The following is a 16,994-nucleotide window of genomic DNA, read 5'->3' as shown; positions in this document are numbered from 1 at the left end:
GCCCGAACCTCAGGCCAGGGGACGCTTGAGGTGGTAGCGGTGGACTTCGGTGCTGCCCTGGACGTTGTTCACGTCTTCGGCGGCGGAGACCAGCTCCCACCCCTCCCGGCCGGCGCGGTTGAGGTGCGCGATGGCGGTGTCACCGAAGGCGGTGATGTCCTTGCGCGACCCGTCCGGGGCGTACCAGACGAACGAGACATGGAAATTGCGGCCCTGTCCCTGATAGCGGCGGACGAGCAGGGCGTACTCCCAGGCAACCATGCGGCCCATTATGACCGTCCACCCAGGACGGCGGTACGCGGGCCGTCGCCCTTTGCCATCCGGTGAACGCGGTGTGTCAACCACAAGGGGTGCCGAGCGTGGACGGTCACCGTTCAACGCACCTCGACCGTACGCAGGTCCCCCGCCGCAGCCGGGTCGGGACAACCGGCCAGGGTCAACGCGTCGGTCAGCTCCGCGGCGAGCAGGGCGAGCGCGTCCCGCGCGGCGGGTTGACCGCCGACGGCCAGCGCCCAGAGCAGCGGCCTGCCGACCAGGACCCCGGCTGCTCCCAGCGCGAGCGCCCGCAGCACGTCGGTGCCGCCCCGGACGCCGCTGTCCAGCAGCACCTGGCACCGGTCGCCGACGGCGTCGAGCACCTCCGGCAGCATGGTGATGCTGGCCGGCGCCCCGTCGAGCTGCCGGCCGCCGTGATTGGAGACGACCACCGCGTCCGCGCCGACCCGCACCGCCTCGACCGCGTCGCGGGGGTCCAGCACGCCCTTGACCACCAGCGGCAGGTCGACCTGCTCCCGTAGCCAGGCAAGGTCCGCCCAGCGCAGCGCCGGCGCGAACGACGTGGCGACCGCGGCCACTCCCGGTGCGCCGGCGTGCGCCAGGGCGTCGCGGCCGTCCGGCAGATTCGCGGCGACCACGTCGGCCGGCAGCCGGAACGCGTTGCGAAGGTCCCGGGGGTGGCGGCCGAGCACCGGGACGTCCACGGTGAGCATCAGTGCCCGGCAACCCGCCGCGACGGCCCGGTCCAGCAGGTCGCGGACCATGGCGCGTTCACGCAGCCAGTAGAGCTGGAACCAGACCTCCGCGCCCGCGCCGGTGATCTGTTCGATCGGTGTGCTGGCCAGTGTGCTGGCCACGTACGGCACCCCGGCCGCGCCGGCCGCCGCCGCCAGCGCCAACTCCCCGTCCGGGTGCAACAGCCGCTGGTACGCCATCGGCGCCACCCCGACCGGCATGGCGTACGGGCGGCCGAGCAGCCGGGTGCGGAGGTCGACGGCGCCCACCCCGCGCAGCACCCGGGGCAGCACGGCGACCCGGTCCAGCCCGCGACGGTTGGCGGCCAGGGTCACCTCGGCCGCGCTGCCGCCCGCGACGTAGTCCCACACGTCCGGCGGCAGCACCGCCCGGGCCCGCTCGGTGTAGTCGTCGAGCGACACCGCCGGTCGGTCGGTCAGCATCGGCTCAACCACCTCGCACCCCCGTGTCTGCTGGCCGTCTACACGCCGACGACGGTTCAGAAACCTAGCTCCGCCGACGATGAGCGTCAATCGAGGTGATCAAGCGCGAATTCGGTTGCGGGACGCCGGGCGGCCCCCGCAGGCTCGGACGGATGAGTGCGCAGCCTCTTTCCGACGTGACCGGCAGCAACGACTTCGGTGCCGATCGGATCGATGTGGCCCTGGTGCGGCGCCTGGTGGCCGAGCAGTTCCCCCGGTGGGCACACCTGCCGATCCGCCCCGTCGAGGTGGGCGGCTGGGACAACCGCACCTTCCACCTGGGCGACACGATGAGCGTGCGGCTGCCCAGCGGCGCGGGGTATGCCCTTCAGGTCGACAAGGAGCAGCGTTGGCTGCCGGTGCTCGGCCCGCGACTGCCCCTGGAGGTGCCGACCCCGCTGGCGTACGGACGGGCCGACGGCGGCTACCCGTACCCGTGGTCGGTCTACCGGTGGATCGACGGGCGGACCGCCCGCGCCGAGCGGATCGACGATCTGACCAGGTTCGCCACCGATCTCGCCGCCTTCCTGCGCGCCCTGCGGGCGGTCGACACCAGTGACGCCCCGGCGGCTGGCGCGCACAGCGCCTGGCGGGGCGGCCCACTGTCCACCTACGATGCGGAAACCCGGGCGGCGATCGAGACGCACCGGGACCGGCTACCCGTCGACGCGGTGACGAGCATCTGGCAGGCCGCCCTCGACGCCACCTTCTCCGGGCCGCCGGTCTGGTTCCACGGCGACGTCGCGTACGGCAATCTGTTGGTCCGCGACGGCCGGCTCGCCGCGGTCATCGACTTCGGTTGCTGCGGCGTCGGCGATCCCGCCTGCGACACCGTCCTCGCCTGGACCCTGCTGCACGGACCCAGCCGGGCGGCATTCCACGACGCGCTCGGCCTCGACGACATCACCTGGGCCCGGGGGCGCGGCTGGGCACTGTGGAAGGCGCTGATCACCCTGGACAATCCGGAGCCGGCCAAGGCCGCCGAGGCCCGGCACGTGCTCGGCGAACTGCTCGTTCGCCGCCCGTTCGCCTGACAGTCGGGTGGGCATCGGCCGGGCCGGCTAGCCTCGGCCGTCGTCCTGCTCCTTCGTGCCCAGGAGGCCGCCGCGCATGACGTCGTCACCCACCCGTCGCCTCGCCGCCGAGGTCACCGCCGTGCGACGGATCGGCGACAGCGCGCCGCACAGCGCCTTCACCGACCTCGTTCGGTACGCCGGGAGCTGGTTCTGTGCCTTCCGTGCGGCGCGGACCCACCTCTCCGAGGACGGTGTGATCCGGGTGCTGACCTCGGGCGACGGCCGGTCCTGGCGGTCGGCTGCCGAGGTGCGGTGGGCCGGGGCCGACCTGCGCGACCCGCGCTTCGTTCCGCGGCCCGACGGACGGCTGCAACTCCTGGCGGCGGCGGCCACCGGGGAGACCAGCAAGACGTTCCAGACGGTGACCTGGATTTCCGCGGACGGGTACGACTGGGGCGATCCGATCCCGGTCGGCGAGCCGGGCGTCTGGGTGTGGCGTGCGGCCTGGCACAACGACACGATGTACGGCGTCGGCTACGCCACCCGCGAGCCACGGTTCGCCCGGCTCTACCGCAGTGGCGACGGTGTCGACCTTGAGCCGTGGGTGCCGACGCTCTTCGAGGGCGGCTACCCCAACGAGTCCGGGTTGGTCTTCGACCCGGACGGCACCGCGTACTGCCTGCTGCGCCGCGACGGTGACGACGCCAGCGCGCAGCTCGGCCGGGCCCGACCGCCGTACCGGGAATGGCGGTGGACCGACCTGGGCGTCCAGGTGGGCGGCCCGGCGCTGCTCCGGCTGCCGGACGGGCGCCTGCTGGCCGGGGTGCGGCTGCTCGACGGCGAGGTACGCCACCGCGATCTGCGCCGTCGACCCGGAGCGGGGCGAGCTGACCGAACTGGTCACGCTGCCCTCCGGCGGTGACACCAGCTATCCGGGACTGGTCTGGCACGACGATCTGCTCTGGGTCAGCTACTACTCCTCTCACGAGGAGCGGACGTGCGTCTATCTCGCCGAGGTACGCCTGACCGCCTGATCGCACCGTCCACAACGGACCGTCGATGGGACCACGGGCGGCGACGCCAGCCGCTATCGTCGTCCCGACGGGGCGGTCTCCACGACCTGACGGGGGGTCTGCCAGCACAAGGCTGACCGGAAAGAGGAGCATGCGTACAACCCACAGTCGCCTGGCGAAGGGCTCGGCGTTTGTGGCCGTCGTCGTCGCCGCGAGCACGATCATCAGCGCCACCGCACAGGCGGTGAGCGGTGTCAGCCCGGTGCCCGCGGGCACCTATCTGTTCACCGCCAAAATCCAGAACGACCTCGGGGCCTGTTCCGCGGCCCTGGTCGACCCCACCTGGGTGATCACGACCACCAGCTGCCTTACCAACGAGGGCCAACCCGTCGTGGCTGGCCCGCCGACCCGCCCGACGACCGTCACGGTCGGTCGCACGGATCTGACCTCCACGGACGGCCACGTTGTGAGCGTCACCTCGCTGGTGCCGCACCCCTCCCGCAACGTGGTGCTCGCGCAACTCGATCGGCCGGCGAAGGGTGTCACGCCGATCGCTCTCGGCGCCGCCGCGACAGTAGGCGAGCAGCTCATGGCCGCCGGCTTCGGCCGTACCGCCACCGAATGGGTTCCCGACAAGCTGCACGCGGGCGCGTTCGCGGTCTCCGCCGTCACCGGCCAGACCCTGACCATCGACGGCACCGACAACGCCACCAGCCTCTGCAAGGGTGACGCCGGCGGTCCGCTGGTGCGGGCCGGCTCGGGCGCGCCGCAACTGGTCGCCCTGCACGACCGCTCCTGGCAGGGCGGCTGTCTCGCCGAGTCCGATACCCGCCGCACCGCCACCGAGGTCCGGGTCGACGACCTCGGCGACTGGATCGCCCAGAGCACGCGCAACAGCTACGTCGCGCTGCCCACCGGCGGCGCCCTGCTGGACACTCGCAGCGGCGTCGGCGCCCCCGCGGGCCCACGCACCGGTGGCAGCACGACCGACGTCCAGGCGCTCGGGGTCGCGGGTGTCCCGGCCACCGCGGTCACCGCCGTCCTGGTGGACGTGACGGCGATCAACCCCACCACCAACGCCTACCTGATCGTCTACCCGAGCGGCTCGACCCGGCCGACCACGTCCTCGATCAACGCCTCCGCCGGTGAGACGATCTCCACCACGCAGGTGGTCAAGGTGGGGCCTGACGGCAAGCTCTCCGTGTACTCCCAGGGCGACAGTACGCACGTCCGGATCGACGTGCACGGCTACTTCACGAACAGCGGTGGCGGCGGCCTCGTCGCGCTGCCACACACCCGCGTGGTCGACACCCGCAACGGCACCGGCACCACCACCGGCACGATCCCCAGCGGCGGCAGCCGCACGTTCACGCTGACCGGGGAATACGGCATCCCGGCCGGCGCCAGCAACGCGCTGCTCGAGGTGACCGTCGTCGGTGCGACAGGTGGCGGCTACCTCACCGCGTCCCCGACGGGCGGCACTGCCGACCCGAGCAGCGTGCTGGACTACGCCAGCGGAATCACCTCACAGGGTGTCGCCGTCAAGGTCTCCTCGACCGGCCAGGTCACCTTCGTGAATCGTGGCCCGGCCGTGCACCTGGTCATCACCCTGCAGGGTTACGTCGCGGCGTCCCCGACCCTGGGTGCGGATCTACGTCTCGCGCAGGCCACCCAGGTCGTGGACACGCGGGCCAACGGCGGGGCGCCTATCAAGGCGAAGGATGATCTGTTCCTCAACCTCGGCAACGTCCTCGGCCTTCCACCGAACGCGATGGACGGCGCTCTGATCTCGATCACGACGATAAGCCCGACCACCAGCGGCTTCCTCACTGTCGAGCCCGACAGGGGGGTCTACGCCTCCACCCCGGACGGACCGATCGTGACGAACCCGTCGGTGTCGAACTTCACCGCGGGTCACCACGCCCGGACAACGATGTTGGTGACCAAGGTCAGTCGGGCCGAGGGCCGCATCGGCTTCCATCCAACGCCGGGTCAGATCAGGATCCTGAACGTCAGCAGCGGCACCGTACACCTGGTGGTGACCCTGCACGGCTGGTTCAGCCAGCCGACGGTCACCGACAGCTGAGCAGCACAGCGGTCGCTCCTGGCCACCACGGTCAGGAGCGGCCGCGGCGCTGGCGTTCGGACCGGATCCGCCGCTGGTGAGCGTGATCAGCCCGCCGCGAAGGCCGGCGTCTGGGCGTGGATGTGGAAACGCAGCGAGCGGGCGTCGGTGAAGCACTCCCGCATCGGGCGCACCAGGTCCCGGTGCTCCGGGGTGCGTTCCCAGGCCTCGAAGTCGGCCAGGCTCGCCCACTCGCTGGTGATCAACCACTGCTCGGGGTCGGTCGACGAGCGGCACACCTGGTCGACCACGTGTCCCGGCACCCCGTCGGCGACCAGGTGCCGCACCTCCTCGTACGCGGCGAGGAACTGTTCGGTGCGCGGCACCGGCACCCGTACCAGGAACACCACCCGGGCCCGCTGATCGCTCATGGCGTCTCTCCCCTCATCGGCACCGACCCGCGCAGGACCAGCGCACTGTTGAACCCGTCGAAGCCCCGCGCGCAGACCAGCGCTAGCCTGCTCCGCGGCTGCCGGTGCTCGCGCAGGAAGTCCAGCTCACACCCCTCGGCAACCTCGTCCGGTCCGGCGGACGCGGGCAGCGTGTCGTGCGCGAAGGCGAGCAGCGCGGTGGCCACGTCCAACGCCGACCCGCCCTGGTACGCCCGCCCGGTCAGCGGCTTCTGCGTGGTCACCGGAGGCGGCCGGTCGGCGAAGACGGCCCGCAGCGCCTCGGCCTCGCTGCGGTCGTAGCGGCGCACGCCGAGGGCGTCGGGCAGCACCACGTCGATCCCGGCCGCCGCGACGCCGGCCCGGTCCAGGGCCAGCCGCATCGCCCGCGCGTACTGGGCCGGGTCGCCGGCACTGTCCGCCGTGGTGTGCGCGGCGTCGTGGGTGGAGCCCCAACCGCTCACCTCACCGTAGACGCGGGCGCCCCGGGCCAACGCGTGCCCCAGCTCCTCCACCACGAACACCGCTCCCCCCTCGGCCGGCAGGTAGCCGCTGGCCGTGGCGTCGAACGGCCGGTACGCCCGCTCCGGATCGGAGACGTCGCTGAGCAGCCCGGAGCGCAACTGGCAGGCCAGCGCGTACGGGCTGAGCGGGCACTCGGTGGCCCCGGCGATCACCACCGGCGTGCCCCGACGGATCGCGCGGGCGGCGTGGGCGAGGCTGTCCAGCCCGCCGGCCGCCTCCGCGACCAGCACCCCGCTCGGCCCCTTGAACTGGTGGTGGATGGAGAGCTGACCGACGCTGGCCGCGTAGAACCAGGCGATCGACTGGTACGCCCCGACCGTCCGCGACGACCCACCCCAGAGCCGTTGCAGCTCCCGCTGGCCGAACAGGTTTCCCCCGGACGAGCTGGCCAGGGTCACCGCGTAGCCGTACGGGTCGGGGGCCCGGTCGGGCAGGCCCGCGTCGGCCAACGCCAGCCGGGTGGCGGCGAACCCGAGGTGTGTCCACCGGTCGGTCTGCACCAACTGTCGACTGTCGGCGTAGGAGTCGGCGGTGAAGCCGGGCACCTCCCCGCCGTGCCGGGTCGGGTAGCCGGACGGGTCGAACAGCGTGATCGGCCCGGTCCGGCGGGTGCCGGCCAGCACCGTACGCCAGTGCGCGTCCGCGCCGATGCCGCTCGGCGCGACCACCCCGATGCCGGTCACCACCGCCCGGGCGGTGGTGCCGTCGGCACTGGCGCTCACGCCGCCACCGTCCCGGCCAGCCGGCGGAACACCATCGCCGACTGGAAGCCACCGAACCCGCTGCCCACCGACAGCGCGACGTCCACGGGGACCTCCCGTGCCTCGTTCGGAACGTAGTCCAGGTCGCACTCGGGGTCCCGGGTGCTCCAGTTCGCCGTCGGCGGCACCACACCGAACTCGATGGCCAGCGCGCAGGCGGCCATCTCGATCGACCCGATCGCGCCGAGCGAATGCCCGACCATCGATTTGATCGAGCTGATCGGTACCCGGTAGGCGGCCTGGCCCAGCGCCCGTTTGAACGCGGCCGTCTCGTGCCGGTCGTTCTGCCGGGTGCCCGAGCCGTGCGCGCTGATGTAGGAGACCTGCTCGGGAAGGATCCGCCCCTGCTTGAGCGCGTCCGTGACGGCAAGGCTCATCTCCAGGCCGTCCGGGCGCAGCCCGGTCATGTGGTAACCGTTGCTGCGGCTGGCGTAGCCGGCCACCTCGCAGTAGATGTGCGCGCCCCGCCGGCGGGCGTGCCCGGCCTCCTCCAACACCAGCACCGCCCCGCCCTCGGCCAGCACGAACCCGTGCCGGTCGGCGTCGAACGGGCGGGAGGCGTGCGCCGGGTCGTCGTTGTCCGGGCTGGTCGCCTTGATCGCGTCGAACGAGGCGACGGTGACCGGCGAGATCGGCGAGTCGGCCGCGCCGGCCAGCATCACGTCCGCCTCACCGTCCACGATCATCTGATGGGCGTAGCCGATGGCGTCGATGCCGGAGGTGCAGCCGGTGGACACCACCTGCGCCGGGCCGTGCAGCCCATGTCGGCAGGCCACGTCGGCGGCGAGGCTGCTGGGCACCAGCGCCTGATAGAGGTACGGGCCACCGCGCGCACCGTCGACCAGCCAACGCCGGCCGTGCTCGCTGACGGTGACGTACTCCTGCTCCAGCGCCATCGTGCCGCCCACGGCGGTGCCGAGCACCACCCCGGCCCGGTCCCGCTCGGCGTCGGTGAGCACCAACCCGGCGTCGGCGACGGCCTCGGCGGAACAGGCCAGCGCGAACTGCACGTACCGGTCGGCCCGGCGTCGTTCGGCCTCGGTGAGCCCCGCGGCGATCGGGTCGAAGTCGCACTCGGCGGCGATCTGCGAACGGAACGCCGACGGGTCGAAGAAGCTGATCCGCCGGGTGGCGGTCCGCCCCTCGGTGATGGTCTTCCAGAACCGGTCCCGGCTGGCGCCGCCGGGGGCGACCACCCCGACCCCGGTCACCACCGTGCGGCGCCCAGTCATGACCCGCCCCGCTGCTCGACGAGTTCCGTGTCGACGTGCCCCAACTCAGGGCGGGGGGCGAGCGGACCGAGGTGGAAGACCACCTCGGCCGGTTCGACGCCGGTGTTGCGCAGGCGGTGCCGCACGTTCACCGGCACGAACAGCGCCTCACCGGCGGCCAGGAGCGTCGGCTGGTCGTCCAGGTCGACGGTGATCGCCCCGCGCACCACGTACAGGAACTCCTCGCTGTAGGGGTGGTAGTGCTCAGCGATCCGCTCCCCCGGTGCGAGGGCGGCCACCCCGAGGAAGCCCGAGGTGCTGCCGACGGTGCGGGGGCCGAGCAGCACCCGCAGTTCACCGCCGCGTCGCCGGTCGGCGGGTACGTCCCCGGCGGCGATCGGCCGCGTGCCCAGGTCACTCATCGCCGGCCTCCGTCGACTCGTCGCTGCCCGCCGGAACGTCCTCGTCGGCGCGCTGCCGGGCGATCCGCTCCACCCGGTCCTTGATCACCGCGAGTTGGATGGCGCTGTTGGTGTTGATCCGCTCGGTCATCGCGGCGTTGTCGACCGGCGCGGTCGGTTTCATCGCGAAGTCCTGCGTCCAGGTCATCCGGGTGCCGCCGGCCTCCTCGGCGTAACGCCAGTGGATCCGCATGTACTCGAACGGCCCGGTCTCCACCCGGTACGCCCGGACCTGCCTGCTCACCGGGTCGGCGGTGCGTTCGCTGACCCAACTCCAGGACACTCCGTTCTCGTCGGGGTACATGGTGAGGCGGAACCGCACGGTCTGCCCGTCGCGGTGCAGGATGTCCACCACGGCGTACTCGGTGAACAGCTCGGTCCAGTTCGCCACGTCGTTCGTCACCTCCCAGACCAGGGCCAGCGGCGCGTCGATGACCACGCCGTTCTCGGTGTGCCCGGGCGGGTCGACGCGGCGGGTGACCAGGTCGGCCACCGCCGAGATGCTGAGCTGCCCGGCCTGCTCGGGGATGCTCACCTGCCACCGGTCGGCGACGACCGCGGAGAGCTCCAGCAGGGCGAGTGAGTCCATGCCCAACTCTTCCAGCGACGCGGCGGGCGCCTGGGCCGCCGCGTCGGCGTCCAGCCCGCAGTGCGCCACCAGGATGTCGGTGATCTCGGCGGTCATCGGGCGACCATGGGTGACGGTCATCGGGTCCTCCTGTGGGTTACGTCGGGCTCCGCGGCGGGCGCGGGGCGCGGTGCGGGGGTGGCCGTCGGCCGCTGCGCGGGCGCGGCGAGCAGACGGTCGACCAGGCCGGTGGTGTAGCGGCCCTTGCGGAATGCGGCGTCGTCGAGCACCCGCCGGACGAACGGGATGGTGGTGTGCACGCCCGGCCCGGCGATGTCGAACTCCTCCAGGGCGCGTTCGAGGCGGTTGAGGGCCAGCTCCCGGTCCGGCGCCCAGACGATCACCTTGGCCAGTAGGGAGTCGTACCAGGGGCCGATCAGGTAGCCGGCGCTGGCGTGGGTGTCCACCCTGGTGAACGGGCCGCCGGGTGGGGTGAAACGCTCCAGCCGGCCCGGTGTCGGGGCGAAGTCGCGCTCGGGGTCCTCGGTGTTGACCCGGCACTCCACCGCGACGCCGTGCAGGTGGATCTCCTCCTGCCGCCAGCGCAGCGGCACCCCGGCGGCGATGTGCAGTTGCTCGTGCACCAGGTCGATCCCGGTGACCATCTCGGTGACCGGGTGCTCCACCTGGATCCGGCAGTTGATCTCCAGGAAGTGGAACTGTTCCTCGGCGTCGACCAGGAACTCCAGCGTGCCGGCACCGACGAAGCCGACCTTGAGCGCACCCCGCAGCGCGGTCTCCGCGATGGTGTCGAGGACGGCGGCGGGCAGCGCCGGGGCGGGCGCCTCCTCGACCAGCTTCTGGTGCCGGCGTTGCACCGAGCAGTCCCGGGTGCCCAGGTGCACCCCGTTTCCGTGGGAGTCGCAGAGCACCTGCACCTCGACGTGCCGCGCCTCGCTCAGGTAACGCTCGACGTACACCCGGTCGTCGCCGAAGGCAGCCTGGGCGGCGGCCCGGGTGCGGGCGTACGCCCGGCGCAGCTCGCCCGGGGCGTGCACGACCGTCATCCCCCGGCCGCCACCGCCGGCGGTGGCCTTCACGATCACCGGGTAGCCGACGGCCTCGGCCACCTCTGCCGCCGCGGCGGCGTTCGGCACGGGCGCGACGCTGCCCGGCGACAGTGGTAGGCCGGCACGGCTCATCAGCGCGCGTGCCGAGGACTTGTCGGCCAGCGCGGCCATCACCGCCGGCGGCGGGCCGATGAAGGTCAGCCCGTTGTCCGCGCAGATCTCGGCGAAGTCGGCGTCCTCGGAGAGGAAGCCGTAGCCGGGGTGCACGGCCTGCGCGCCCACCTGTCGGGCCGCCTCGACGATCGCCGCGGCGTTGAGGTAGCTGCGCCGGCTCGACGCGGGTCCGATCCGGACGGCCTGGTCGGCGAGGCGGACCACCGCCGAGTCGGCGTCCGCGGCGGAGTAGACCACCGCCGTTCGCACGCCCAGCTCCTTGCAGGCGCGCAGCACCCGCAGCGCGATCTCGCCCCGATTGGCGATCAGCACAGTCTCGAACATGGTCAACCACCCTGTGCGGTCATGCCGGGTCCAGCTCGACCAGCGGCTGGTCGTACTCGACCGGGTGGCCGTCCTCGACGAGGATCGCGACCACCCGGCCGGCGCGGTCGGCGGTCACTTCGTTCATCAGCTTCATCGCCTCGACGATGGCGACCGGCTGGCCGGGGCGGACGAGGTCGCCCACCGCGACGAAGGGCTTCGCGCCGGGCTCCGCCGCCCGGTAGAAGGTGCCGACGATGGGTGCCCGCACCGCGGCACGGCCCGGCACCGGCGGCCAGTTCAGCGCCGCTGGTGCGCCGGCTGGCGCCGCGCCCGGCGGCGCCGCCTCGGCACGCTGCAGAGGTACGTCCGCGCGGGCCAGGTCTTCGGGGTGCCACTCGACTTCCAGCACCGCGGGCCCGCTGCGCAGCCGGATCCGGCGCACCGGCCCGGCCAGTTCGGCGATCAGGTGCTGTGCCTGCCGGCGCAACACGGCCAGCGCCTCCTCGCCGTGCACCCCGGCCAGCGCCTCCTCGCCGTGCACCCCGGCCAGCGCCTCCTCGCCGTGCACCCCGGCCAGCGCCTCCTCGCCGTGCACCCCGGCGTCGTGGGTCGCCTCGACGGTCGTCGTCCCGTCGCCGCTGGTCACCGGGCACCTGCCCGGACACCGGCGCGGGTCGAGCCGAAGCGCCGGAAGCGCTGCCGGCGCAGGCGGACCAGCATCGCGGGCGGCACGTCCAGCAGCGGCAGCAGATTCGTCAGCAGGGCGGCGCGCAACCGGTGGGCGGTCTCCGCCGGGTTGTCGTGCGCGGCGGTCGACGGCTCCGGCACGACCTCGTCGACCACGCCGAGCCGGCACAGGTCGGGTGCGGTCAGTCGCAGCGCCCGGGCCGCCTGCGGGGCCGCGGACCGGTCCGGCCAGAGGATGGCCGCGCAGCCCTCGGGGCTGATCACCGAGTAGACGGCGTTCTCCAGCATCAGCACCCGGTCGGCGACGGCGAGGGCGAGTGCGCCGCCGCTGCCGCCCTCTCCGGTGATCACCGCGAGCACGGGGGTGGGCAACACGGTGAGGGTGAGGATGTTCTCCGCGATGGCCGCCGCCTGGCCCTGCTCCTCGGCGCTCACCCCGGGGTCGGCGCCGGGGGTGTCCACGAGAGTGACGACGGGCAGGCCGAGCCGGGCGGCGAGGCGCATCAGCCGCAGCGCCTTGCGATGCCCGGCCGGGCTGGCCATACCGAAGTTGCGGGCCACCAGTTCGGCGGTGTTGTGCCCCTTCTGATGGCCGATGACCATGACGTGCCGGTCCGCCAGCCGCGCCACACCGCCCACGATGGCCGGGCAGTCCCCGCCGAGCCGATCGCCGTGCAGCTCCACGAACCCGTCGAAGACCGAGTCGAGGTAGTCCAGTGTGGTGGGTCGCCCGGGGTGTCGAGCCATCCGGACGGTGTCCCACGCGTCGCGTACCGCCGGGGCTCCTGGGGTGGTCGGTGGCGTCGGGTCGGCCGGGAGCGCCGGGGCGGCGTCGGCGAGATGTTCGCGAAGCGGTGCCGGCTCCTGCCGGGGTACGGGCGGACGGGTCGGACGGCTGGCGCGGGTCGGGCTGGTGGCGGCGAGCAACGCTCCCAGCCGTCCACGCAGCGACCGGCGCTGCACCACCATGTCGACCTGCCCGTGGCGGAGCAGCACGTCGGCAGTCTGGAAGCCCTCCGGCAGTGCGCGGCCGGTGACCTGGCGGATCACCCGGGGACCGGCGAAGCCCATTCGCGCGCCGCTCTCGGCGAGCACCAGATCGGTGTTGGTGGCGAACGACGCGGCCACCCCGCCGTAGGTCGGGTCGGTGAGGACGCTCACGGTGAGCAGACCCGCCTCACGCAGCGCGGCGATGGCCTGGCTGACGGTGGCCATCTGCATCAACGACAGCGCGCCCTCCTGCATACGCGCCCCGCCGGAGGCGGTGACCAGGATGAGCGGGGTGCGGTCGTCCAGCGCTCGTTCGGCGGCGCGGGTGATCAGCTCACCCACCGCGCAGCCGAGGCTGCCGCCGAGGAAGCGGAAGTCCATCACCGCCAACACGGCCGGGTGCCCACCGATGGTGGCCGTGGCGCAGACGACCGCCTCGGCCAGGCCGGTGCTGGCCCGTGCGGCGCTGAGCCGGTGCGAGTACGGCAGGACGTCGACGAAGTCGATCGGATCCGCCTCGGGCAGCTCGTCGGGCAGTGGGCGCAGCGATCCCGGGTCGACGAGCTGGCGCAGGCGTTCCGGGGCGGCGAGGCGGGCGTGCTCCCCACACTCCGGGCAGACGTCCAGGTTGCGGCGTAACCGTTTGCGGTAGAGCAGGCTCGCGCAGCCGGCGCAGCGGGACCAGAGCTGCTCCTCGCGTGGCGCGGTGGCCGTCACGACCGCCGCCGGGCGTCCGGGGCGTCGAACCGGTAGAAGCACTGCGCCATCGCGTCGCGCGGTGAGCGCCAGGTCGACAGGTACGGCGACACGTACGGGCGCAGACGGTCACTGACCCGGATGAACTCGGGATGGCCGCGCGCGTTCTCCACGGCGCTCTGCGCCGGCTGCTCGGTCTCGAGCAGGTGCACGTACAGGTCGTGCAGCCGGTACAGCGAGCGGTGCCGGACACCGACCAGACGCGGCAGCTCCGTCGCGTCCGACTCGGCGAAGATCTCGGCGACCCGCTCCTCGGCGTTCGGATCCACCTTCGCGACGATCAGCGATCGGTCCATACTGGGCCTCCCCCCACGGCGTCCGGCCGGCAACGGGTGACCCCCGGGCGCGCTGGACGACTGCCGACACGATGCGGCAGCCCTCGTCACGGCGGCGTCACCGGTCAGGCCCGACCAGCGATGCTCGATGGTGACGCTGCGTTGACGCAACCTGTGTATCAGCTATGCGTCCCCGCACCGGGGCACGGCGGGCCAGATGGACGTTTGGGCAGTTCAGAACGGATCTCAGGTTGACTGTCGCCAATAGAACATTCACGACGGCGTTGACTCAGCGTGATCGCTATTGATAATCTTCACCGTGGTCAGCCCGGCCGCCTCGACGGGGTGGGCCGCGCCCGGCAGCCGTGGGTGGTGCCCCCACCGGTGGGGCCGACAGTGGCGTCACGGGCGACCTATCCGGGACACAGCAGACAGTCGGGACGAGCGTTCCGTAGGGGGTGCCGCCGTGACCGCTGACCCGTCCGTGCCGACCGCCGGCGACCCGCCCGAAAAGGGCGTCTCGCTGCACCTGCTCGGCGGCTTCCGACTCCTACGCGAGGCGGTGCCGGTCGTGGTGCCGCGCGGCCTGCAACGGGTGATCGCGCTGATCGGGCTGCGTCCCGGCGCCACCCGCAGCCAACTCGCGGGGCTGCTCTGGCCCGAGGCGTCCGAGGAACGGGCGCTGTCCTCCCTGCGCACCGCGCTGTGGCGACTTCGGCAGGACCCGTGCTGCCCGATGACCATCGCCAGCGACACCGTACGGCTCGGCCCGGCGGTCCGGCTCGACGTGGACGACCTGGTCGGCACCGCGGCCCGGGTCCGCGACGGCGACGACCCCCGCATCGCGGCCGGAGCGCTCGCCGCCGGCCGGCACGATCTCCTGCCCGGCTGGTACGACGACTGGGTGTTGCTGGACCGGGAGCGACTGCGCCAACTCCGCCTGCACATGCTGGAACAGGTGGCCGGGCAACACCTGACCGCGGGGCGGCACGGCGAGGCCCTCGACGCCGCGCTGGAGGCGATGGCCGCCGAGCCGTTACGGGAGACGCCCCACCGGCTGGTGGTCCGCATCCACCTGGCCGAGGGCAACGCCTTCGAAGCCGTGCACGCCTTCTACGTCTACCGGGACCTGCTGCGCAGGGAGTTACGCCTGGAGCCGAGCCCCGCGATGAGCGCCCTGCTCGACGACACGCTCGCCCCGATCCGCCAGGCCACCCGGGGCGCGGTCACCGATCGCCCGTCACCAGCCGTCCGGCGTACGTGACGGTGATGTGACAGGCGCTGCGGCACGGTGGGCGCACAGAGCACGCGGCGCTGATTTTCGGGTCGCGACGCCACCGGCGGAAGGAATCCCATGAGTCGTCTACTGATCGTCAGCCGGATCATCCCAGGCGCGGAGGGGCGGGTCGCGCAGATCTTCGCCGAATCCGACGCCACCGACCTCCCCGGTCTGACCGGCGTCACGCACCGGTCCCTGTACTGCCTGCACGACCTGTACGTCCACGTGCTGGAGACCTCGGACGACGTCGACCCGGACGCGCTCGCGGCCGCCCGCAACCACCCGCTCTTCCAGCAGGTCAACGAGCGGCTCTCCGCGCACACGTCGCCGTACCTGCCGACCTGGCGCTCCCCCCGCGACGCGATCGCCGGCTGTTTCTACCGGTGGGACGCCGCACCCGCGGCCGCAGCGCGCCCGGCCGGCTGACATGTCCGTCGCGCCACCGCACGTCCTCATCATCGGCGCCGGCACGGGCGGGCTGTGCCTGGCGCACGGCCTGCGCCGCGCCGGGATCAGCGTCGCCGTCTACGAACGGCACCGCGACCGCACCGAGGGGCTGCTCGGCTACCGGGTGGGCATCGGCCCGACCGGCAGCCGGGCACTACGGGAGTGTCTGCCCCCGGAGCTGTTCGCCACCTTCCTGGCCACCTGCGCCCGGCCGCCGCACTACTTCAACGTGGTGACCCAGGGGCTACGCCAGACCGCCTCGTTCGCCCTGCGGCCGAGCGCCGACCCGGTGCACACCGAACATTCGGTGGCCCGAATGGTGCTGCGCCAGGTGCTGCTGACCGGCCTGGACGACGTGGTGCACTTCGACAAGACCTGCACCCGCTACGAGCAGCGCGACGACGGCACGGTCACCGCGTACTTCGCCGACGGCACCAGCGCCTCCGGCGACCTGCTGGTGGCGGCGGACGGCACCCACTCGGCGGTACGCCGCCAGTACCTGCCGCACGCCGTCACCCGCGACGCCGGCACCATCAACATCGCCACCCGGATCCCGCTGACCGCGCACACCCGTAGTCTCGTACCGGAGCGGGTCCGTCAGGGCATCTCGCTGATCTTCGGCGTCGGCGGAATGATGGGCGTGCTGCACGTCATGGAGTTCAAGTGGGACGCCCAACGGGCGATCAAGCACGGCGTCGCCGACGCCGACGCCGCACTGCTGCGGGAATGGCCCGGCCTGTCCCACGACACCACCACCGACAACATCAACCTGATCATCTGGAGTACGGCCCGCCGGTTCCCACCCGACGTCATGGAGCGCCGCGGCGAGGACGTGCTGCGTGTCGCCCGGGACCTCACCTCGAACTGGCACTCGAACCTGCGGGAGCTGCTGACCCGCGCGGATCCCGGCAGCGCCCTACCGATCAAGGTGTCCACGTCCGAGCCGGTGCCGCCCTGGAAGAGCAGCACCGTCACCATGCTCGGCGACGCCATCCACACCATGACCCCTGGTCGCGGGGTGGGCGCGAACACGGCGCTGCGGGACGCTCGTCTGCTCTGTGCGCAACTCAGCCGCGCCGTCGCCGGCGACAAGACGCTGCTGCAGGCGGTGGCGGACTACGAGGCCGCGATGGTGCCGTACGGCTTCGCGCGGGTCGCCGAATCGCTCAACCGCAGCGGTACCAGCGGCGACGACCGGATGTACCGGCCGGTGGTGGGTCGCCTCGCGCTGGCCGGCGCCCGTGGGTACTTCGGAGTGACCAGCCGGGTGCCACGACTGCGCCGTCGGTTCGTCGACGACTTCCACACCTACGAGGGCGACCAGGACTGAGGGCGGCTTCCTCCTCCACTGAGCTGGGCGGATCACTTCGAGTGAGCAAGTAGCCGGTCGCACCGCCGGGCGGCGAGGTAGCGTGGGCGCAGCCGGCGGCCGGCGGTGACCGTCGGTC

17 protein-coding genes are annotated in these 16,994 nt (G+C 72.7%); 6 read left to right on the top strand and 11 right to left on the bottom strand.

Annotated elements, in window-relative coordinates; genetic code table 11:
- Nucleotides 1–9 precede the first annotated feature (9 nt).
- Both C7C45_RS26760 and C7C45_RS26755 read right to left on the bottom strand, forming a co-directional pair.
- The gene (locus tag C7C45_RS26760) at nucleotides 10–270 is read right to left on the bottom strand and encodes a hypothetical protein (RefSeq protein WP_110566555.1); all 261 of its coding nucleotides are present in this window, start codon (nucleotides 268–270) and stop codon (nucleotides 10–12) included.
- Nucleotides 271–374: 104 nt separating this feature from the next.
- On the bottom strand, nucleotides 375–1,454 hold the full coding sequence (locus tag C7C45_RS26755; protein ID WP_110566553.1) for an alpha-hydroxy acid oxidase: 1,080 nt from the start codon (nucleotides 1,452–1,454) through the stop codon (nucleotides 375–377).
- 152 nt (nucleotides 1,455–1,606) lie between these two features.
- On the opposite strand from C7C45_RS26755, the gene C7C45_RS26750 reads away from it, so the two are divergent.
- From C7C45_RS26750 to C7C45_RS26740, 3 genes are all read left to right on the top strand, one after another.
- Complete coding sequence (locus C7C45_RS26750) at nucleotides 1,607–2,527, top strand: aminoglycoside phosphotransferase family protein (RefSeq protein WP_110566551.1); 921 nt, start codon at nucleotides 1,607–1,609, stop codon at nucleotides 2,525–2,527.
- Nucleotides 2,528–2,603: 76 nt separating this feature from the next.
- Nucleotides 2,604–3,431, top strand: a complete 828-nt coding sequence (locus C7C45_RS26745; protein ID WP_244200589.1) for an exo-alpha-sialidase — start codon at nucleotides 2,604–2,606, stop codon at nucleotides 3,429–3,431.
- 242 nt (nucleotides 3,432–3,673) lie between these two features.
- Complete coding sequence (locus C7C45_RS26740; protein WP_167454839.1) at nucleotides 3,674–5,608, top strand: S1 family peptidase; 1,935 nt, start codon at nucleotides 3,674–3,676, stop codon at nucleotides 5,606–5,608.
- Between the two features lie 86 nt (nucleotides 5,609–5,694).
- Here C7C45_RS26740 and C7C45_RS26735 read toward each other — a convergent pair whose 3' ends face one another.
- The 9 genes from C7C45_RS26735 to C7C45_RS26695 all read right to left on the bottom strand — a co-directional run bounded on the left by C7C45_RS26735 (nucleotide 5,695) and on the right by C7C45_RS26695 (nucleotide 13,841).
- On the bottom strand, nucleotides 5,695–6,018 hold the full coding sequence (locus C7C45_RS26735; RefSeq protein ID WP_110566547.1) for an antibiotic biosynthesis monooxygenase family protein: 324 nt from the start codon (nucleotides 6,016–6,018) through the stop codon (nucleotides 5,695–5,697).
- Entirely contained in the window at nucleotides 6,015–7,283 is a 1,269-nt protein-coding gene (locus tag C7C45_RS26730; RefSeq protein WP_110566545.1) for a beta-ketoacyl synthase N-terminal-like domain-containing protein, read from the bottom strand. The genes C7C45_RS26735 and C7C45_RS26730 overlap by 4 nt, the downstream gene beginning before the upstream one ends.
- On the bottom strand, nucleotides 7,280–8,554 hold the full coding sequence (locus tag C7C45_RS26725) for a beta-ketoacyl-[acyl-carrier-protein] synthase family protein (RefSeq protein WP_110566543.1): 1,275 nt from the start codon (nucleotides 8,552–8,554) through the stop codon (nucleotides 7,280–7,282). Before C7C45_RS26725 ends, C7C45_RS26730 begins: the two co-directional genes overlap by 4 nt.
- Nucleotides 8,551–8,955 (bottom strand): cupin domain-containing protein, encoded by a 405-nt coding sequence (locus C7C45_RS26720; protein WP_110566541.1) that lies wholly within the window; start codon nucleotides 8,953–8,955, stop codon nucleotides 8,551–8,553. The genes C7C45_RS26725 and C7C45_RS26720 overlap by 4 nt, the downstream gene beginning before the upstream one ends.
- Nucleotides 8,948–9,703 (bottom strand): SRPBCC family protein, encoded by a 756-nt coding sequence (locus tag C7C45_RS26715; RefSeq protein WP_110566539.1) that lies wholly within the window; start codon nucleotides 9,701–9,703, stop codon nucleotides 8,948–8,950. Before C7C45_RS26715 ends, C7C45_RS26720 begins: the two co-directional genes overlap by 8 nt.
- Nucleotides 9,700–11,130 (bottom strand): acetyl-CoA carboxylase biotin carboxylase subunit, encoded by a 1,431-nt coding sequence (locus tag C7C45_RS26710; RefSeq protein WP_110566537.1) that lies wholly within the window; start codon nucleotides 11,128–11,130, stop codon nucleotides 9,700–9,702. Before C7C45_RS26710 ends, C7C45_RS26715 begins: the two co-directional genes overlap by 4 nt.
- Before the next feature lie 19 nt (nucleotides 11,131–11,149).
- Entirely contained in the window at nucleotides 11,150–11,689 is a 540-nt protein-coding gene (gene accB / locus C7C45_RS26705) for an acetyl-CoA carboxylase biotin carboxyl carrier protein (RefSeq protein ID WP_425271176.1), read from the bottom strand.
- Nucleotides 11,690–11,754: 65 nt separating this feature from the next.
- On the bottom strand, nucleotides 11,755–13,506 hold the full coding sequence (locus C7C45_RS26700; protein WP_110566535.1) for an acetyl-CoA carboxylase carboxyltransferase subunit alpha: 1,752 nt from the start codon (nucleotides 13,504–13,506) through the stop codon (nucleotides 11,755–11,757).
- Nucleotides 13,503–13,841, bottom strand: a complete 339-nt coding sequence (locus tag C7C45_RS26695) for a TcmI family type II polyketide cyclase (RefSeq protein ID WP_110566533.1) — start codon at nucleotides 13,839–13,841, stop codon at nucleotides 13,503–13,505. Before C7C45_RS26695 ends, C7C45_RS26700 begins: the two co-directional genes overlap by 4 nt.
- A gap of 445 nt (nucleotides 13,842–14,286) precedes the next feature.
- Between C7C45_RS26695 and C7C45_RS26690 the strand changes: the two genes are divergently transcribed.
- The 3 genes from C7C45_RS26690 (at nucleotide 14,287) to C7C45_RS26680 (ending at nucleotide 16,876) form a co-directional block, all read left to right on the top strand.
- Nucleotides 14,287–15,084 (top strand): AfsR/SARP family transcriptional regulator, encoded by a 798-nt coding sequence (locus C7C45_RS26690; protein WP_110566531.1) that lies wholly within the window; start codon nucleotides 14,287–14,289, stop codon nucleotides 15,082–15,084.
- A 90-nt stretch (nucleotides 15,085–15,174) separates the two neighbouring features.
- Nucleotides 15,175–15,525 carry a TcmI family type II polyketide cyclase gene (locus C7C45_RS26685; RefSeq protein ID WP_110566529.1) on the top strand — a complete coding sequence of 117 codons (351 nt, stop codon included), beginning with the start codon at nucleotides 15,175–15,177 and terminating at the stop codon, nucleotides 15,523–15,525.
- A 1-nt stretch (nucleotide 15,526) separates the two neighbouring features.
- Nucleotides 15,527–16,876, top strand: a complete 1,350-nt coding sequence (locus C7C45_RS26680) for an FAD-dependent oxidoreductase (protein WP_110566527.1) — start codon at nucleotides 15,527–15,529, stop codon at nucleotides 16,874–16,876.
- Nucleotides 16,877–16,994 lie beyond the last annotated feature (118 nt).

The organism is Micromonospora arborensis (assembly GCF_003205615.1).
Lineage (GTDB): Bacteria > Actinomycetota > Actinomycetes > Mycobacteriales > Micromonosporaceae > Micromonospora > Micromonospora arborensis.
This window is presented reverse-complemented; position numbering and strand designations above follow the sequence as displayed.

What these genes read in the sequence shown, in the direction of transcription:
- C7C45_RS26760 (WP_110566555.1), bottom strand. Translation starts at nt 270, where the DNA reads ATGGGCCGCATGGTTGCCTGGGAGTACGCCCTGCTCGTCCGCCGCTAT.
- C7C45_RS26755 (WP_110566553.1), bottom strand. Translation starts at nt 1,454, where the DNA reads ATGCTGACCGACCGACCGGCGGTGTCGCTCGACGACTACACCGAGCGG.
- C7C45_RS26750 (WP_110566551.1), top strand. Translation starts at nt 1,607, where the DNA reads ATGAGTGCGCAGCCTCTTTCCGACGTGACCGGCAGCAACGACTTCGGT.
- C7C45_RS26745 (WP_244200589.1), top strand. Translation starts at nt 2,604, where the DNA reads ATGACGTCGTCACCCACCCGTCGCCTCGCCGCCGAGGTCACCGCCGTG.
- C7C45_RS26740 (WP_167454839.1), top strand. Translation starts at nt 3,674, where the DNA reads ATGCGTACAACCCACAGTCGCCTGGCGAAGGGCTCGGCGTTTGTGGCC.
- C7C45_RS26735 (WP_110566547.1), bottom strand. Translation starts at nt 6,018, where the DNA reads ATGAGCGATCAGCGGGCCCGGGTGGTGTTCCTGGTACGGGTGCCGGTG.
- C7C45_RS26725 (WP_110566543.1), bottom strand. Translation starts at nt 8,554, where the DNA reads ATGACTGGGCGCCGCACGGTGGTGACCGGGGTCGGGGTGGTCGCCCCC.
- C7C45_RS26720 (WP_110566541.1), bottom strand. Translation starts at nt 8,955, where the DNA reads ATGAGTGACCTGGGCACGCGGCCGATCGCCGCCGGGGACGTACCCGCC.
- C7C45_RS26715 (WP_110566539.1), bottom strand. Translation starts at nt 9,703, where the DNA reads ATGACCGTCACCCATGGTCGCCCGATGACCGCCGAGATCACCGACATC.
- C7C45_RS26710 (WP_110566537.1), bottom strand. Translation starts at nt 11,130, where the DNA reads ATGTTCGAGACTGTGCTGATCGCCAATCGGGGCGAGATCGCGCTGCGG.
- C7C45_RS26695 (WP_110566533.1), bottom strand. Translation starts at nt 13,841, where the DNA reads ATGGACCGATCGCTGATCGTCGCGAAGGTGGATCCGAACGCCGAGGAG.
- C7C45_RS26685 (WP_110566529.1), top strand. Translation starts at nt 15,175, where the DNA reads ATGAGTCGTCTACTGATCGTCAGCCGGATCATCCCAGGCGCGGAGGGG.
- C7C45_RS26680 (WP_110566527.1), top strand. Translation starts at nt 15,527, where the DNA reads ATGTCCGTCGCGCCACCGCACGTCCTCATCATCGGCGCCGGCACGGGC.